13 protein-coding genes and 1 CRISPR repeat array are annotated in these 15427 nt (G+C 62.9%); of the genes, 1 reads left to right on the forward strand and 12 read right to left on the reverse strand.

The genetic code is table 11. From position 1 onward, the window contains the following. Positions 1–43 precede the first annotated feature (43 nt). The 12 genes from WDLP6_RS29900 to WDLP6_RS29955 all read right to left on the reverse strand — a co-directional run bounded on the left by WDLP6_RS29900 (position 44) and on the right by WDLP6_RS29955 (position 14677). The gene (locus WDLP6_RS29900) at positions 44–985 is read right to left on the reverse strand and encodes a hypothetical protein (RefSeq protein WP_068674105.1); all 942 of its coding nucleotides are present in this window, start codon (positions 983–985) and stop codon (positions 44–46) included. A gap of 218 nt (positions 986–1203) precedes the next feature. After that, positions 1204–1953 (reverse strand): hypothetical protein, encoded by a 750-nt coding sequence (locus WDLP6_RS29905; RefSeq protein WP_068674103.1) that lies wholly within the window; start codon positions 1951–1953, stop codon positions 1204–1206. Between the two features lie 31 nt (positions 1954–1984). Then, the gene (locus tag WDLP6_RS29910; protein WP_332105935.1) at positions 1985–2458 is read right to left on the reverse strand and encodes a DUF6884 domain-containing protein; all 474 of its coding nucleotides are present in this window, start codon (positions 2456–2458) and stop codon (positions 1985–1987) included. Then, the gene (gene dbpB, locus WDLP6_RS29915; RefSeq protein WP_162570915.1) at positions 2455–3552 is read right to left on the reverse strand and encodes a DGQHR domain-containing protein DpdB; all 1098 of its coding nucleotides are present in this window, start codon (positions 3550–3552) and stop codon (positions 2455–2457) included. The genes WDLP6_RS29910 and dbpB overlap by 4 nt, the downstream gene beginning before the upstream one ends. 551 nt (positions 3553–4103) lie before the next feature. Further along, positions 4104–4757, reverse strand: a complete 654-nt coding sequence (cas6e, locus tag WDLP6_RS29920) for a type I-E CRISPR-associated protein Cas6/Cse3/CasE (RefSeq protein ID WP_146039555.1) — start codon at positions 4755–4757, stop codon at positions 4104–4106. Between the two features lie 5 nt (positions 4758–4762). Beyond that, entirely contained in the window at positions 4763–5440 is a 678-nt protein-coding gene (cas5e, locus tag WDLP6_RS29925; protein WP_083944147.1) for a type I-E CRISPR-associated protein Cas5/CasD, read from the reverse strand. A 9-nt stretch (positions 5441–5449) separates the two neighbouring features. After that, complete coding sequence (gene cas7e, locus WDLP6_RS29930; RefSeq protein WP_068674097.1) at positions 5450–6619, reverse strand: type I-E CRISPR-associated protein Cas7/Cse4/CasC; 1170 nt, start codon at positions 6617–6619, stop codon at positions 5450–5452. Between the two features lie 54 nt (positions 6620–6673). Next, positions 6674–7162 (reverse strand): type I-E CRISPR-associated protein Cse2/CasB, encoded by a 489-nt coding sequence (gene casB, locus WDLP6_RS29935; protein ID WP_068674095.1) that lies wholly within the window; start codon positions 7160–7162, stop codon positions 6674–6676. After that, the gene (casA, locus tag WDLP6_RS29940) at positions 7159–8730 is read right to left on the reverse strand and encodes a type I-E CRISPR-associated protein Cse1/CasA (RefSeq protein WP_068674093.1); all 1572 of its coding nucleotides are present in this window, start codon (positions 8728–8730) and stop codon (positions 7159–7161) included. The genes casB and casA overlap by 4 nt, the downstream gene beginning before the upstream one ends. Before the next feature lie 260 nt (positions 8731–8990). Then, positions 8991–9873: a CRISPR direct-repeat array (repeat unit 29 nt; unit sequence CGAGCTATCCCCGCTTGCGCGGGGGAGAC). A 33-nt stretch (positions 9874–9906) separates the two neighbouring features. After that, complete coding sequence (gene cas2e, locus WDLP6_RS29945) at positions 9907–10272, reverse strand: type I-E CRISPR-associated endoribonuclease Cas2e (protein ID WP_068674091.1); 366 nt, start codon at positions 10270–10272, stop codon at positions 9907–9909. Between the two features lie 220 nt (positions 10273–10492). After that, on the reverse strand, positions 10493–11089 hold the full coding sequence (locus WDLP6_RS29950) for a CRISPR-associated endonuclease Cas1 (protein WP_068674089.1): 597 nt from the start codon (positions 11087–11089) through the stop codon (positions 10493–10495). Positions 11090–12103: 1014 nt separating this feature from the next. Further along, on the reverse strand, positions 12104–14677 hold the full coding sequence (locus WDLP6_RS29955; protein ID WP_083944146.1) for a CRISPR-associated helicase/endonuclease Cas3: 2574 nt from the start codon (positions 14675–14677) through the stop codon (positions 12104–12106). Between the two features lie 155 nt (positions 14678–14832). Between WDLP6_RS29955 and WDLP6_RS35565 the strand changes: the two genes are divergently transcribed. Then, complete coding sequence (locus tag WDLP6_RS35565; RefSeq protein WP_083944145.1) at positions 14833–15132, forward strand: helix-turn-helix domain-containing protein; 300 nt, start codon at positions 14833–14835, stop codon at positions 15130–15132. The last annotated feature ends 295 nt before the right edge of the window (positions 15133–15427 follow it).

Below are 15427 nucleotides of genomic sequence, written 5' to 3' on the forward strand. Positions count from 1 at the left end.
GAGGCGGGCTTTTTCGATTCGGGAAGGACGGCCCGCAAGCTGGTCAGGGCGGTGGCTTTTTCGCGAACGCGTCGTACGCAAGCACGGCACGGCGCATGTACGGCCATCGCTCGACCATTCGTTCCTTGCCGTCCTTGGGGCAAATTTCGTCGTCAGCGTAGGCCTCGAGTTCCTTTTGGATGCGAGCGGCGGTACCCGTCGCCCCTTTTGCGTGGCCGAAGGCGCACCTGGCGCCCCTTGGGCTGGAATTCCAGATGCGTGCGAGGATGAACGCCTCCCGCACGTCGTGTTTGCCGTCGGTCACCACCAGCCGATAGGCCGAGGCCCATTCGTTGTTTGCAAAATCCCGCATGATGCGGAACTGCACGTCCTCGCGACGCAGTGCCTCGCGCATGCCGTGCCGAAACACCTGCCAGTCCTTTGGACTCAACGTGCTCCGGAAATAGTCCCTGCAGTACTTCTTGCCGGCAAATCTTGGGTGTTCATCGTGCTGGAACGCTGCACCCGCGAGGTCCGTCTTGACTTCGGTGAGGGGCGACGTGCAGTGGCCGCCGCTGGCATAGAGCCTGTCGAAGTTGACGCCCTTGAGCTTGAAGAATTCATTCTTGTTCGCAGCCGGCACGACGTCCGGATGGTTTTTCTCAAGGTACCCCATGAGCTTTTCCAAGCCGCCCGAGTCCTGGTGCATGACGCCAATGCCGCCCTTGGAATAGCTCATGAGGTGCTTGCCGTCCCCGGTGCTCTCGACCGCCTCCCAGTTTCTCCGCGCTGGGTCTTTCGGGAGGCCTGTCGTCGGCGAAACGCCCCATTCGGCGACCGCCAGGGCGAGGGGAATGAGCGACAGATTGGCGATTGCGGTCGCGTCTGTCGGATTCGTCTCGTAGGCCTCGACCAGCGTCTTGATGAAGTCGGCCTGCAGCAACTCCCCGCTGATGTTGTCATCAGCCGTGGTGCTCCATTTGCCCTGGGCAAGGAAGGCGCGCATAGCCTCCTCCGAGGGACCGCGGGGCGCCGTCGGTGCCGGCTGGGCCGTCGCAAGAGCTGCGGACGCCACAAGCGCTAGGCATCCGGCGGCCCGATGAAATGGCATCACGGTTCCGAACAAATGCATCGAGCTTCTCCTCGCTGTGGCGGGCACCCTCCTGCCCCGAGGTTCCAGCGTAAGGGATTCAGCCCGCGATTGGAAGGCCGCTTGTGTGGTCCTTAAGCGGGCTCAGCGACTTGGGCCGGCGGGACGGAAGTGGAGTCCAGCCAAACACCGCGGCTGCGAAGTACCGGCCCCCATTCGTCCCAGGGAAAATACGCGCTGGGGTGGCGGACGAAAAAGAGCTCCAGCTCCCGTCCCCCGTGCACGAGCCGCATGTGCAGCGGGCGGGTGTCGACAATCGCAGGTAGGCGCTCCTGCACGAGTATCTGCACGTCAGGCATTGCGCGAAGCGCGGCAATCTTCTTTGGCTCTGTGCCATAGACGATGCAACGCTCAGCCTCTAGCGCGGCCGCCACTGGAAAAAACTGGTTCCAGCCGGCCACGAAGTCCTCGTCCTTCGGCCGATGCGTGCGGGAATTCAGCAGCCGTGGCACCAAGTTGAGGTAGGCGACCTCGGACCACAGCCTCTGCCGCTCCGCGGCGGAGGGCCGTGTCTTCAGGAACACGGCTCGCTCGAAATTCGCGAGGAATGCGCGCTTGCGGCTGCCCTTTGGAAAGCTGTCCGACAGGCCCATCCTCAGGTGCCGCCAGCGCATGCTGTCAACGACCGAAATTTTCTCGCGGTTCCTCTCGTACTCCTCAGCCGAGCCCCAGACATAGAGGCTTTCGCCCAGCACGATGGTCCTTTTGGCGGACGTTCGGAAGGCCGAGCCTACCCAAGGCAGCAAAGGAAGGCGCAACGCCTCGAAGGCCGTGTCGAACGACCTGTCCAAAAATCCCCTGTACTTGTCTTCGCCTTCTTCCATGGTGCCTCTGTTCAACGTTCTGTCGAAGTTATCACGCTGCTTGCGCGAACCCGGCCGCCTGCTGCGCCAGGCGCCGCTTCAGCCATGCCTTCTGCGACAAAATGCCGAGCCCGGCGAGCGGGACGTGCACGTCGCCAAACCTCGTGGACAGGAATCTCATCAAGTCATCTCGGTAGGCCCGCCCCGCGAGGACGACGCAGGCCTCTCCTCGGAGGCTGGCCGATTGCATCTGGCGTTCCACTTCCCGGGCCCACGCCTTGCGACCAGCCGCACTGAGGTCGTTCAAAGACTGGTCGTAGGGCGATAGAAGCTCGTCCGGGTGCACGAGCCCATGCTTTGCGGACAGGATGTACCAGCTCCCGGTCTGCCGCTCAGTCCAGGCGCGCGCCTTCCTGAACAGGTCCGAGCAGTACAAGTCCCTCGCCGGTGCAGCCGATTTCAACTTTTGCGAGCAGCAGGCAACGAAGACGGTGGGCGAGTGCAGCCCCGTGGTCCTTGCTGTCAAGCCAAGGCCGACTGGATGCCCACACGCGCCGCGCGCCGGCGTGGACGCCCGGTCTCCTTAAGGCTGCGCACCAGGTGGTTGGCCAAGATGGATACGTCGCGACCCGCGTTCTGGACTTGGTTCCAAGGGCGAACGTCGTCCACCGAAAACCGCCAGGAGCCGTGCGTCCAGGCGCATTCGTTGGCGATGCGCTCCAGCCCGGCCCTGAACTGTTGCCTGGTTCGGGCGCCCTCGACGCCGTGCAAGTAGTCCATGGCGAAGCCGAGCGCCATGATGCCGGCGCTGTGGACCAGCCGGGAGGTCCGAGGGGTCTGCTCGTCCCAGGCGCAGGGCCAGGTGTCCCGGACGGCCCAGAAGAAGTCGCTGACCAGGTCAGCCGAGCGCGCGACCGCGGTCTCCGCCGGCGCTTCCCGAAGCGCGCCGTCAGAGCGGGAGCACATGACGAGCTTCTGAAGCGCCGTGTCCCGCACAACGCCTTTGGGATTGGTGTGCTGGCTCACCGCGCGGCGCAACGACGAGTCGGCGCGATAGTTGAGCTGCTCGACAACCTGGGAGCCGAACGACCGGGAGCTCATGCGCTTGGGCAACGACGACACTGTTGGCAAAAGCTCGTAGACCAGCTGCTTGGGTAGAGGCCGAGTGTTGTTGATGAGCACGAACTGCCGCCGCAGCTCGGCGTAGTCCTCGCAGATGAGGACCGAGCAGAAGACCTCGAAGTCTGTTCGACCGCTCGCCACGAGCGCCTCGAGACGCTGCTGGCCGTCGACCACGAAGCCGGGCCCGTCGCCGTCACGGAGCGTGACCACCAGCTCATGGAGCTTGCCGGCAACTTGCTCAACCCGCGCGCCCTTGACGAAGGCAATCACGACCGGGTTTGGCAGGATGGCATGCCCTTCCTGAAGGTACTCACTGATTTCTCGGATGTGCTTGGCAACAAGGTGACGCTGGAAACCCCGCAGCTTCCCGTCCTCTTCACGACCCACGCGTTCGACCCGGGCTATGGCACGCAGTTGGCCGGGCAGCGCCGTCACGCTCAGCACCTTGTGCCGCCGGGACTGTTGGGCGAGCAAACCTTGCAGACGAATCTCTTGCACTAGCGTCCTTCGATTTATACGGGACACATACTTTACTCTATAAAGCTATAACCTTCAATTGCGTTTAAGGGCCGGACTTTGTAGAACGTAGTGTATGCCGAGCGAGGTTTAGCAACCATCTCGCGTAAACCCACCGTCTTCAGGCCGGGGATATTAGGCGGACGCCATGGTCGCACGATAGGAGCCCGCAGCTCTTGCCAGGCGCCCGAGCACCCAACTTGCGCGGCTGATACGACCACCACGCTGGACAGGTGCACGCTCAGCGCCTGGCCTAAAACGTAGGAATCCCCCCGCCTTGGCGGGGGGAGGAATGTCACCCTGAGCTGGCCTCGCAACGAACAATGCGCCGCCAGGTCGAGCAGGACTGAAGGGGCATCGAGAAATTAACGCCAGACAGACTACGCGCCGCGCCATTGCTGCGGCGAACGGTCTCGCTGCGTCACTTGAAATCCCGCGAGCTTGTCCTCAACAGCCCTAGCAGTGGCGTCAAGTCCTTCAGCCGTTCTGCGACCAGGCTCCGCGGCTCCCCGTCGGCTCTGCCCGCGCAAGGGTTACTTCGGTGCGGAAAGCAGCATCAAGCCACAGCCGGCGAACTTCGCCTTACCGTATCCCGTGGCTAGCTTCGTGAGGAAACGAGCGGGGTCTTGCACCTCGAGGGTACCGGTGATGTCCAGGTAGGAAAGCTTGGTCATGTGCTGGCCCCGCTTCGTCACGTCGAAGCGTCGGTAGTTTCCCGCAGAGCAGTCCACGACCCGAAAACCCGAGCTTTCCTCGCGGCGTTCGAGCCAATCGGCCGCTACCCCCTGCGCGATAGTCTGAACGTCGACCTCGCCGCCAGCGGCCTGATATCGGTCCATCACCATGTCGACCCGCTTGCTGCGAGCATTGAGCCCCTGGGCTTTATCCTCCGTCGGACTGACCCGAAGTGAGAAGCCCACCAGTTGGCCAGCCCGTACCTTGGGCGCGTATTCGCGCGTTCGGGCGCGCCATGGACCCTCGGGCGAGAGCGCTTTCGGCGACAAAACGTAGACCTCGAGACCGTCATCCGTGATTTCAGTGCGGTAGAGGAACTCCCGGGAGGCATCCGGTCGAGCCTGGAGCATGGACCAGAGCGCCTGGTGCTCCACGTATTTGTTCGCAACCAGGCGGGAATAGGCGGCGACCGATTCGCGGGTACGGGGGAGGGTGAGGTGGGTGAGCTGCATGAAAATCAAAGGGTCAAATGACCCTCCCGCTCAACGCGGGAGGAAAAACTGTTTCTCGAGAGCGCAGTACGTCGGTCGTTTCGCCGATGGACGACAAGCGGCTCGACCGCCGTTGGCAGGTCGGCTTCCCAGAAGAACTCGCGCTCACACGGATGGCCGGTGCCTCCGACACGACGGCTCCACTCGCGCATTGCGTCCTCCGCCGTCTCGGCGGCAAACACGAGTGGTGCGGTAAAGGCTGACAGCGCACAACTCTTGCGGCCGAGGTAAAGCGGGAACGCGGGCGCGCACAGTGCATCGGCAATGGTGCGCAGAACGGATTCCTCCCCTCCAAGGACCACTAACCAGTGGCCGCTTTGCAGGTACTCACGACGGGTCACCATCGAATTCGGCTCGCCGGTGGCCAGCTGCTCTCTGCGGGTGCGACCGATTTGCTTTGCAGGTGCCTGCACGGTATGGAAGTCGACCAGCACAGTTGGCGTGCGAAGTACCACATACCCTAGCGACAGCGCGTTGGACAGGGCGAGAAAGCGGCTGTCTTCCGAACGTTGAATGCCTAGCGCAGCCGCGAGCAAGCCCACCACCGCGGCGCGGCGAGGCCGACCATCAGTGCCTCGTTGCTCGCCCGACGTGCTCCCGAAGGAGGCTAACGGCGCCTTCAGTTGCAGAACAAGGTAGTGCACGGTCTGCCCTTAAGCCGCCACTGCCTCTGCCACCAGGGCCTGCACTTCAGGAAGGGAGCCTTGACGGGCAGCGACGAACATTTCGCGATACTCGGTACGCTGCGAGGGGAAGCATTGAAAGGCTGCTTCACGGTTCGCACGCAGCGCTGCAACGGCGCCGCCCGTAATGTCGTCGCCCTTCACCGGAGCGGCGAAGGCATCCGCATAGGAGCGAGGCTGTGCATTCCCGACCTCGACCGCCAGGTAGAAAGCGTACGAGCGCGCCGCGAACGTATTCTGTTTGCCACCGGGCGCCACGGTCGCGACGGCCTCAATGAAGGCTTCGATTGCTCGTGCCGCCAGCGCCTTGTCACCGTTAAGATTCTTCAGCAGTACGTCGACGTCCACGTTGAAGTAGGAGTAGTACACCCCTGCGCCAAAACCGTTCGAACCCATGTGGCCCGAGCCCTCGTCTGGCGAAATGTCGTCGACAGCGGTGAAGAAGTCATCGTCAGCAGTCGCTTTGTGAACAGTGAACGCGTGAGCGGCCTGCACCCCGCCTTCGACGGAGAGGGGCTTGTTGCCGGCAACCATGCGACCGAACATCGCCACGTCGACGCTCATGAGCAGGTCCAGAATCTGGCCCTCGACCACCTTCTGCTCGATAGGAGCGCCCTTGGTGGAGCCGCTGGGGTTGAGCGAGTCGGCCAGTACGGTCTTGATGAACTCGACCTCCGATTTGCTGGCGTAAAACAGGTTCCCCTTGAGCTCCGCCAAGGTAGCGGGGAGGGGCGCAGCGCCCTTCTTCTTCTTGCCGCCCTTGCCCTTCTTCGCCTCGGACGGCGGCGTTTCAGAATCCGCGTCGTCCGTCCCGGATTCTTCGTCCTTAGGAGCGGCGCTCTTGCTACCCTCGAACGCGTCGCGAACAGGCACGATGTGCGCGATTACGGCCGCTTCAGGGTGACCAAGGGCGACTTGCTCCGAGGCAAGCGTGAACCACAGGTCGCGGCTGCGCGTGCCGGTCATGATGTCGGCCATAACTTCGCTCGTGCGGTAAGCCCGTTTCAAGCACTGCGAGGACAGGCGAAGACGAGGAACTCCGCAGAACACTTCGCTCTTCGGACGCGACAACTCGTCGCGGTTGAGGTTGTTGGCGCCGTACGCGGTCAGTGCGTGGATTTGAATGAACTTCTTGGTCATAAGAGATGCCGATTGGATTGGATGAAAACGGAGACGGAGTGGGTGCGACGCGGCTCAGGCGGCTGTGAGCTTCACGGAGTGATAGTCCGCAACGAGCCGCTTGCGCAGGACGTCCGCGTAACCCTCAGTCCAGTTCAGCGCGAGGTCGGCGATGCTGAAGGGCGACACTTGGCCCTCAACGAAGCGGATGGCACGATGAACATGCGTAAACAGCTCTTCCGGGCCCTCGGCGGTAACGAGCTGCTGGAAACGGAGCGCGGAGTAGGGGTGCTTCTTGTCCCCAAGAGCCTGCCCCAGGCTCGCCTTGCCTTGCCCGACGTGCGGAAGCAGAAGCAGCGCGCATGCAAGGTTCTCGTCACGCACGCGGTGACCCGCAGCGGAGAGTGCCTGCCGTGTCTGGGGGAAAGTGGGTTCGAACATTGCGTGGAGCGCTTCGCTGCCTCGGCGCAACCTGAAGTACTCCGGATTCCGGGAAGCCTTCAGGGCGAAGATGGCGCTGACCACAATGTTGGCGGCGGACAGGGAAGGGTTTGGCGGAGTCATGCGGCGATAGCGTCCTGGTTGGAGGCCGGCTTGGCCTTGGGGTAAATCAGTGAGTACGTTTTGGCGCTCAGCAGAACGAGCTTGTGGCTCAAGGTCTCATTCGCGAAGTCGATGACTAGCGCTCTGTTGAACAGCGATACTGCCGCCTTGCGCAACTGACTGCAAAATTGCTCGTAGTCATCCTGCGTGAGGCTGCCGCCGGCTCCGTCGACTTTCGCCAGTGCACGGCTGATGAGTGAGCGTGCGCGGCCGGCAAGTTCGGATTCGAGTTGCCCGGGACTGCTGGAAAGCGGCACCGCAAGGGGTCGCTTCTTGCTACCGAGGTTCTTCCGGGCGGCCGTCCGGACGATGACGAGGACCCGCTGCGCTTCGGCAACCAGCTTCTCGGCCTCTGCTCGCAATTGACGAAGGTGCTCCGCGTCAGCTGCGGCCAATAGTGGCCCCGCCTCGTCGAACCAGGTCAGGAACGTGGCGGTGGCGTAGCGCGGACCGAAGACGCGAAGGGTAGCGCGCGCGGCCTCTGCGCGGGACAGGTGTGCCATCGCGGGCAGGCCGGCCAAGATTCGGCGGGTCGGGGTTTGTGCGCCCAGCGTCAGCGCGAGCCAGTCCCCGAGCATGTAGCCTTCCGACGGAACCATGACCGCGGCCTCAACGTCCACCTTGGTCTTGACGCCGTCTATCTCCTTCTCGTTCTTGAGCATGCACCACGCCGTGTGAGGGTGGCGGAGCCCCTCAGGCGGACGGGCGGCCGTCTTGTCACGGCTCGCGGTTCGAATATGCGTGGGGTGAACTTCTCCGCAGGTGGAGCATGAGGTGCCGTCCGCGTTCGCGCTTTCATGGAGTCGCAGGGCACGGGGCATCCACCAGAGCGCCGCGTGCGCACCCAGCTCCCTTGGCCCGATTGCCTCCTTGCTGAAGACCTTCAGGCCCGTCGTCCAGGGGAAATCCTCTTCCGCTCCACCCTCGAGGCAGTAGCGGTCGGTGTACGTGTCGCGGTCCAGTAGATTGAGGCAGATGGTCTCCCACAAGGTGGGTGCCTCGATGAGCGCGGCCAGGGCGCTTCCCCCGCGCAGGGCAACCTTGTAGCCGGAACCTCCTTGGCCCGCATGCGCCTGGTTGCCAAAGAGGGCCGCCGGGGCGCAATGTGGGCACATTGAGTCGAGTGCCGAGCGGTGAACGAAAAGGTCGGTGTTTTTGGCAACAGCGTTCGCACCGGGCCCCTCTGGTACCAGGCCACGCACAGGGATTTCTCCGCCAATAGCTTCTGGCGACTGCAGGAATCGTGCACCGTCACCAAAGATTTCAAACGCAGGCGCGGCAGTTCGAAACGCCTTGTCCAGCAATGCAAGGTCGGGGGCCCGCACCAGAGCTCGTCGCGCAATCCTGTCGTGCGGCGCCGCAAGGGTCTGGTAAACGCACACCGCCAGCTCAGTGATGAGCGCTGAGTAGTCGGCTCGGGCATGCTCCACACGAAGCGCACCGGAGGTAGGGATGTCCACCATGCGCTGCTTGGCCACAGTACCGTCTGGCAGCAGGAGGGGGACCCAAGGGTCTAAGAGTACGTTCATGCGCACAGCGGAATAGTGAAATTATGCCGCCTTGCTTGATGACGTAGGCGACGAATGCTAAAGCGTCACTCATTGTATCACAAAGGACACTGATAGCGCAATGCGCTCGAGTATAGGTTACAGCCTTAAAAGCTGAGGCCAGGCTCCACGCCGCAGCACAAGAGCCTGGCACGGGCTGTCCGTTGGCGGTCGACCGAGACTTCCAATCCCCGCGCAAGCGGGGGTGACGTGCTCATTGGCGTGAACTTGGCCATCAAGGGCGAGCTATCCCCGCTTGGGCGGGGGAGACCTCAGCAAATGCTCATCGCCCGCAGCCCGTACCGAGCTATCCCCGCTTGCGCGGGGGAGACACGCGTGAGCAAATCGAGGACGACCAATTTCACGAGCTATCCCCGCTTGCGCGGGGGAGACGTGTCCACCGGCATCGACCACTTCGAAGAGGGCGAGCTATCCCCGCTTGCGCGGGGGAGACTCAATGCAGCGCGCTTGCCAGGTGATAGCGCACGAGCTATCCCCGCTTGCGCGGGGGAGACCCCTCGGCGTCCTCGAGGCCAATCACCAGCCGCGAGCTATCCCCGCTTGCGCGGGGGAGACGTCTACGGATGTCTGGGTGGCTTCCTCGTCGGCGAGCTATCCCCGCTTGCGCGGGGGAGACGGCTCCTGGATGGCGATGCTCTCGATGGTCGACGAGCTATCCCCGCTTGCGCGGGGGAGACGAAGCCCCCTTCTTTGCATGCAACAAGCCTCGCGAGCTATCCCCGCTTGCGCGGGGGAGACAGGGGCACGATGTCGAACGCGGTGGACGCCGGCGAGCTATCCCCGCTTGCGCGGGGGAGACTACTCGACGTCTCGAGATGGAAGCAAAGACTGCGAGCTATCCCCGCTTGCGCGGGGGAGACAGCAGCTGCGCGGTACGCGCGCCCCAGCACGGCGAGCTATCCCCGCTTGCGCGGGGGAGACGCGTGCGGCTCACCTTGGTGCGAACGGATTTACGAGCTATCCCCGCTTGCGCGGGGGAGACGACGTTGCAGCGGCCGTCAGCGCCCCACAAGACGAGCTATCCCCGCTTGCGCGGGGGAGACGCGCACGCAGCACGCCAAAGCCTGACGCTGCGCGAGCTATCCCCGCTTGCGCGGGGGAGACTCTTCCCCTAACCCGTTGATTTAGCGAAACATTTTAGTTGTCACACTGTCCACCGGGGAAAACCACCTCCGCTAGACCTGCTAAATCCATAATGGACTCAGGGACCTCGTCTGTGCTCAACCGAGGGAAATCCACCAGCTGCAGCCCATCGACTTCGACCGCCCGGCGCCGATTCACGCCTACCGTCCGGAACGAGACGCCGCAAACCTCAGTTTGGTCTGGCCACACAATCAGGGCGTCGCCATCCTCGATGTTGCCGCAAGTCAACGCCCATAGTTCTTCACGCAGTTTCTGTGTCGCGTGCCCGGTATAGACGCCAGCCCGCACCTCAAGCAGTATCGTTGATAGCCGGCCTCTTAAGCGAGGTGGCGCACCAGTCAGGACGAGGACGAGCATCATGCGGTCGACTCTTCGAACAGGCCTTTGAGGTCATCCACGACCCGCGCAACAAATCGCGTTTGCTTAAAGTGGTCACGCAGGTGCCGCCTTACTTGAGTCTCCACCGCGAATGCCGAGCTCCCCGCGGCAGCCCTGAACGCAAGAGGTGCGCAAATCTCCAACTTATAGAGGTCTGCAATGTCGTATACAAAACTTTTGGCCCCTCCGTCGTGGACAAACCCTATCGTGGGCTGTATCCGCAGGCGAGAATAACAGCCACCGCATTCGCTGCGGACAGGGCCCGGTTGACGCTATCGGCAGCGTCCCACTCTCCTTGCTCGTAGGTTCGGCCTTTCCAGTCCACTCCGAACTGTCGAGCCAGCAATTTGTAGGACTCGCGGACCCGCACCCCCTCGATGCCTCGAAGTTGCTCAATACTGCGTCGGGCCGGAATCGCCTCGCCGAACCTAATCTCGAACATCTTGCGGGCCACCTGAAGCCTCCGGGCTTCGTCGGCATATGCCAAGACCTGCACTTTAAGGTTGGTAGGGTTTCCGTCGGAAGGGCGCCCGACAGAGTATGTACGGCACGCTTGCTCGCCAACGAAGCAAATGAGAGTGTGACACTGGGCCGCGAGCTGGAAGGCAGCGTGGGTCACGCTCGTCCCGGGCTCAAGAAACAAGACATTGAAAGCAGCCACTGGCATCTGCACGCGAGTTCCATTCGCATCCTCCAGTACAAATGCGCCGTCCTTGACGTCAAGGCGGCCGTAGCTCAGGAAAATGAAGGGTATCCGTTCCTTCTGAAGGCGATAGATAGGCTTTAGCGGGGCGTTCATACCCAGGTGTAGCGCTGCGTTACCACCAGGTCTTCTGCTGACGCGGAGAGCAAATATCCCGCCGAATGAGGGCGCCTTGACGTGACCCGGCGATTCCCGCTTGCGAGCACGACGGCAATCGTTTCGAGTGTCCCCGCTTGCGCCGGGGGGACATGCCCCATCCAGAACATTTCCTGTGGGCGAGCGAGCTGTCCCCGCTTGCGGGGGAGACCCATGGTTCTCGCCACTGCACGAGCAATCGCACGAACTACCCCCGCTCGCGCGGGAGAGACTCTGATGCGCGGCCGGACGTTCTGGTGGGGGGGCGAGCTATCCCCGCTCGCGCGGGGCCGACGACGCAAATGAGAGCGACTACTTGCTGCTTCCCGAGATATCCCCGCTTGCGCGGGGGAGACGAGGGCGGCGGCGTGCACGACGTCCTACAGAACGAGCTATGCCCGCTTGCGCGGAGGGGACGCAGGAGACAAGCAAATGGCAGCCCTCAAGTCCGAGATATCCCCGCTTGCGCAGGGAGACGCCTGATACTGCTCGCGCTCGCGGTTCCAGCCTGAGCTATCCCCGCGTGCGCGGGGAAGTCTCAACGCCACCGCAAGTGATGATGCGACAACCCGAGCTATCCCCGCGTAGGCGGGGGAGACCGGTCACCCCGAAAGAGGACGGCATCGCAGACCGAGCTATCCCCGCTAGCGCGGGGGGGGGGGAGCCGTTCGGTGCGATATCAGTGAACGAGACCGGCCGAGCTATCCCCGCTTGCGCTGGTGGGGGGGGAGCCGGCTTGCGGCCTCCGTATCCGGTGCGCATCATCCCGCTTGTGCGGGATAAACGATGGCGACGGTTGGCATCGGTCCGATGCTCCTGAGCTATCCCCGCTTGCGCGGGGAGAGACGCACGCGTCGTTCGACACCCGAAACTACGGCGAGCTATCCCCGCTTGCGCGGTCAACGTCTTTCGCACCTGCATTTTTTAGCCACCGGCTTTATCCGTTCATTGGCGCACGTACGTGCGCCGCGGCTCTCATCTCCGCCGCTGTGGTGGGCCCACCGAAAACCCACGGGTCCGACTGTAGCGGACCAATCGCTCCTTGCTCGCATGGTCGACCGCCAACATCTCCCACTCACCCGAGCCGGCTGCGCCCATCCTCAACTTTGCGTGCCCGGTGTCGTCGACCTCGAGAGCAAGTAGGCTTGCTCGTAGGCTTAGGCGGGACAACTCCATGCTGCCAAACAAGGGGGCGCCGCCTTGGTCGCAAAGCACTACCCGGACCGACTTCTCCCCCAGCCGGGTCACTGCTTGCTCAGGCGCCACGTCTGCAATCAACTGGGAGTAGCCCACGGTCAGATTCAGTCGAACGTTTTTAGCCGCTCGCTTGGCTGCTTCAATCTTCCCTTCTGACCGCTCTTCCGCAAACGCCAGAAATGCTGGCGCCTCGGCCTCTTCGTCGTACGCGAACTCGACGGCTTCCCGAACGCCTGCGGGAATCTGCAAGCCACCGCGCTCCTCAACCAACTGTGCCGTGCGAAAGAGCACCACAGGAAGGGGATAGACGAACATCGTGTTCGCAGGGAGCTCCGCAAGGAAGTCGACATTGCCGTGAGTCTCGGGCGCGACTACGTACACCAGGCCTTCCCCGCGCGCATCGTCGCCTGCCATCGCCATCTTCCCGTCGGCGTCCCGAACGTGCCGGCGCCAGCGGCCGATACGCTGCAGCAAGGCGTCGATTGGGGCCAAGTCGGTGATGAGCTCGTCGAAGTCCACGTCGAGTGACTGCTCCGCCACCTGGGTAGCGATGACCAGCTGTCCTTTGCGAGTAGCGGATGTCGAGCGCTTGCCGAACTGCTCCAGCAGGTTGCGGTCATTTTCCGAGCGATGCTTGCCGACAAACTTCGCGTGCGCCAGCTGCACCTGGCCTGGCAACAGGGCGAAGAACGTGTCGAAGTCCGCCTGGGCACGGCCGACTGTGTTGCGCAGCAAGAGAACACACTTGCCTGCTGCAAGTAGCCTCAGGACGAGGGCTTCGGTTGCGCTATCCCCGATTCGCTGAATGCGGGTGAACCTGCTCACACGTCGTGCGGCAATCGGCGTCTCAACCATGCCGCCCGAAGAGGCGACAGTGGCAAGAGGGTAGTCGGTGGAGACAGGGACGGCCTGCGCGCCAGTCCAACGGGCGCCCTTCCGAAAGGCAGCGACAAGGGCGGCCTTGTGCTTCCGCGGTAGCGTTGCCGACAGCAGGATGGCGCTACCGCCGCGCATGGCATGTGCCTCGAGCGCTGTTTCAAGAAGCTTGAGCATGTAGGCGTCGCATGCGTGAGCCTCGTCAACAACCAGGACCTTTTGCCCGATGCCCAGTTGCCGTAAGCAAAAGTGCTTCACCGGCAGGATAGACAGCGCGACCTGGTCGATGGTGCACACCCCGACGTCCGAAAGCAGGGCAGTCTTGCTGCTGTCCTGGGCCCAGCTGTCGAGGTCGGCACAAATCGACCCAGCTTCGAGATGCTCCGAGCGCAGCCGCGCCAGCGACAGAGACGCACTTCCGTGTGCCAGCGAGAACGACGGAACTCCGCCTTCTGCCTCAAAAAACATGTTGGCCAAAGGCAGCAGCCGCCCGCAAAGAGCATCGGCGGTGGCCTGTGTCGGTAGGCTGACGAGCACCCCGGTGCCTCTTCCGGCCTGAAGCAGCCGCGAAGCAAGGGTCAGCGCGGCCTCGGTCTTGCCGGCACCGGTCTCATCCTCCAGGATGAACAGGGAAGGGCCGGCGCGGTCCAACTCGACGCTATCAGCAAATCGCTGTAGCGGTGTGGCACTCGCCGTGAACGCAGGGAATAGGTGCGAGAGCCCGGCTTTGGCGCTTGGGCGCTTTTCCGCCAGGCTGAGCTCAACCAGCGCGGTACGCGCTTGGTCTTGTGCCTCGACGAAATAGCACTTCAAGGACATCGTCGGTGCTCGATAGGGAAAGAACCTCTGCATGGAGCCGACCCAGTCGCAGAGGGTCAGCACGCCGGCGAGCAAGGATGACGCCTGGCGGTAGCCGCCTCCGTCCCAAAGGTCGACGAAACTGTCGAGCCCCAATACGTCGGCAACGGCATCAAGGTAGGCGTGGGCTGCCGCAGTCGTGCGCTTCCCCACCCCTGTCGAGTTTGAGAGGTCAACTGGCCTGCCGTGGTGCCCGCAAGAAGCGTTCAGAAGGGGCTCTAGCGCTAATTCCGCGTCTTCGAGGGAATCGGGGTACCACCGGGCCGACACCCAGTCGAGTAAGGTGGAAATGCCGGCCTGGGAGTGGTGCTGTGCAGCTTGAGAGGGAACCGGTTGGTCCGGCTGCAGCTGAGCAAACAGCTCCTCGACCTTCGCTTGAAACGGGCCGAACTTGCCAACATCATGGCTGCCTGCCAGGAACATGGCCACCTTGATTGCAGCGTCCTCGGCCATCCCCAGGAGTCGAGCCAGCGTCGAGCTGAGCGAAGGATTGACCCGCAGGTACTCGCCAACGACCGCAGCGACGTCCAAGCTGTGATACGCAAGGGGGTGCCAAGCGACAGTTGTGCCGGGCAATGGGTGCGCCTTGCCCCAATAGGTTAGAAAATCTGCAGTCAAACGAAGCTCCTGGTGGAGCTCCGTCTAGAGTGAGTATTTAGCGGTCTAAACTGATTGCGCGCCCAGGTGCGGCTTGGGCCGTCCTAAAACGCCGGAACGGCGACAAACGTCGTTCGCTGGCGCGGCCGAGCCAACACTTCGAATACAGTTTGGAGATGGACAACCTCCCGAAAAGAATCATCACTAGTCGCGAGAGGCTCGGAATGACGCAGAAGGAGCTAGCTGCCCTCGTGGGCGTCACGCTGCAGGCCGTGCGCAAGATGGAGTCAGACGCCGGCGGGGTATCAGCAGTCAATGCATTTGCAGTGGCAGACGCCCTTCAGGTGAGTGCGCGCTGGCTCGTTACTGGCGTTGACGCAGCAGGAGAGCCTCCTAAAGTCCCCCCAAGCTCGAGCGCATCGCGATGCACCTGGCCGCACTGCCAGAGAATCGCTTGGACGCCTTGGCGACGGTGATAGGCATCAAGCTATAAGCCCGAACGTCCCGGAACCCGACACCCAGGGGCGTTGAGTTGGGCGGGCTATGCCCAAGCACATCCCCGCTCTCGCGGGGCAGACAAGCTCATCGTAGAGCTGCAGGACGAGCACTACGAGCTATCCCTGCTTACGCTGGAGGAACGTTGCGGCTATGAACTCCGTTGGGTGATGGCACGAGGTATCCCCGCCGACGCGGGAGGTGCCCTCAATACGCCGAGCTGCGGTGCCTCTCGAACGAGCTATCCCCGCTTACGCGGGGCTTCTCCGAATGCGT

Origin of the sequence: Variovorax sp. PBL-E5 (assembly GCF_901827185.1) — a bacterium.
GTDB lineage: Bacteria > Pseudomonadota > Gammaproteobacteria > Burkholderiales > Burkholderiaceae_C > Variovorax.

What these genes read in the sequence shown, in the direction of transcription:
- casB (WP_068674095.1), bottom strand. Translation starts at nt 7,162, where the DNA reads ATGACTCCGCCAAACCCTTCCCTGTCCGCCGCCAACATTGTGGTCAGC.
- casA (WP_068674093.1), bottom strand. Translation starts at nt 8,730, where the DNA reads ATGAACGTACTCTTAGACCCTTGGGTCCCCCTCCTGCTGCCAGACGGT.
- cas7e (WP_068674097.1), bottom strand. Translation starts at nt 6,619, where the DNA reads ATGACCAAGAAGTTCATTCAAATCCACGCACTGACCGCGTACGGCGCC.
- WDLP6_RS35565 (WP_083944145.1), top strand. Translation starts at nt 14,833, where the DNA reads ATGGACAACCTCCCGAAAAGAATCATCACTAGTCGCGAGAGGCTCGGA.
- WDLP6_RS29905 (WP_068674103.1), bottom strand. Translation starts at nt 1,953, where the DNA reads ATGGAAGAAGGCGAAGACAAGTACAGGGGATTTTTGGACAGGTCGTTC.
- cas2e (WP_068674091.1), bottom strand. Translation starts at nt 10,272, where the DNA reads ATGATGCTCGTCCTCGTCCTGACTGGTGCGCCACCTCGCTTAAGAGGC.
- WDLP6_RS29950 (WP_068674089.1), bottom strand. Translation starts at nt 11,089, where the DNA reads ATGAACGCCCCGCTAAAGCCTATCTATCGCCTTCAGAAGGAACGGATA.
- WDLP6_RS29900 (WP_068674105.1), bottom strand. Translation starts at nt 985, where the DNA reads ATGCGCGCCTTCCTTGCCCAGGGCAAATGGAGCACCACGGCTGATGAC.
- cas6e (WP_146039555.1), bottom strand. Translation starts at nt 4,757, where the DNA reads ATGCAGCTCACCCACCTCACCCTCCCCCGTACCCGCGAATCGGTCGCC.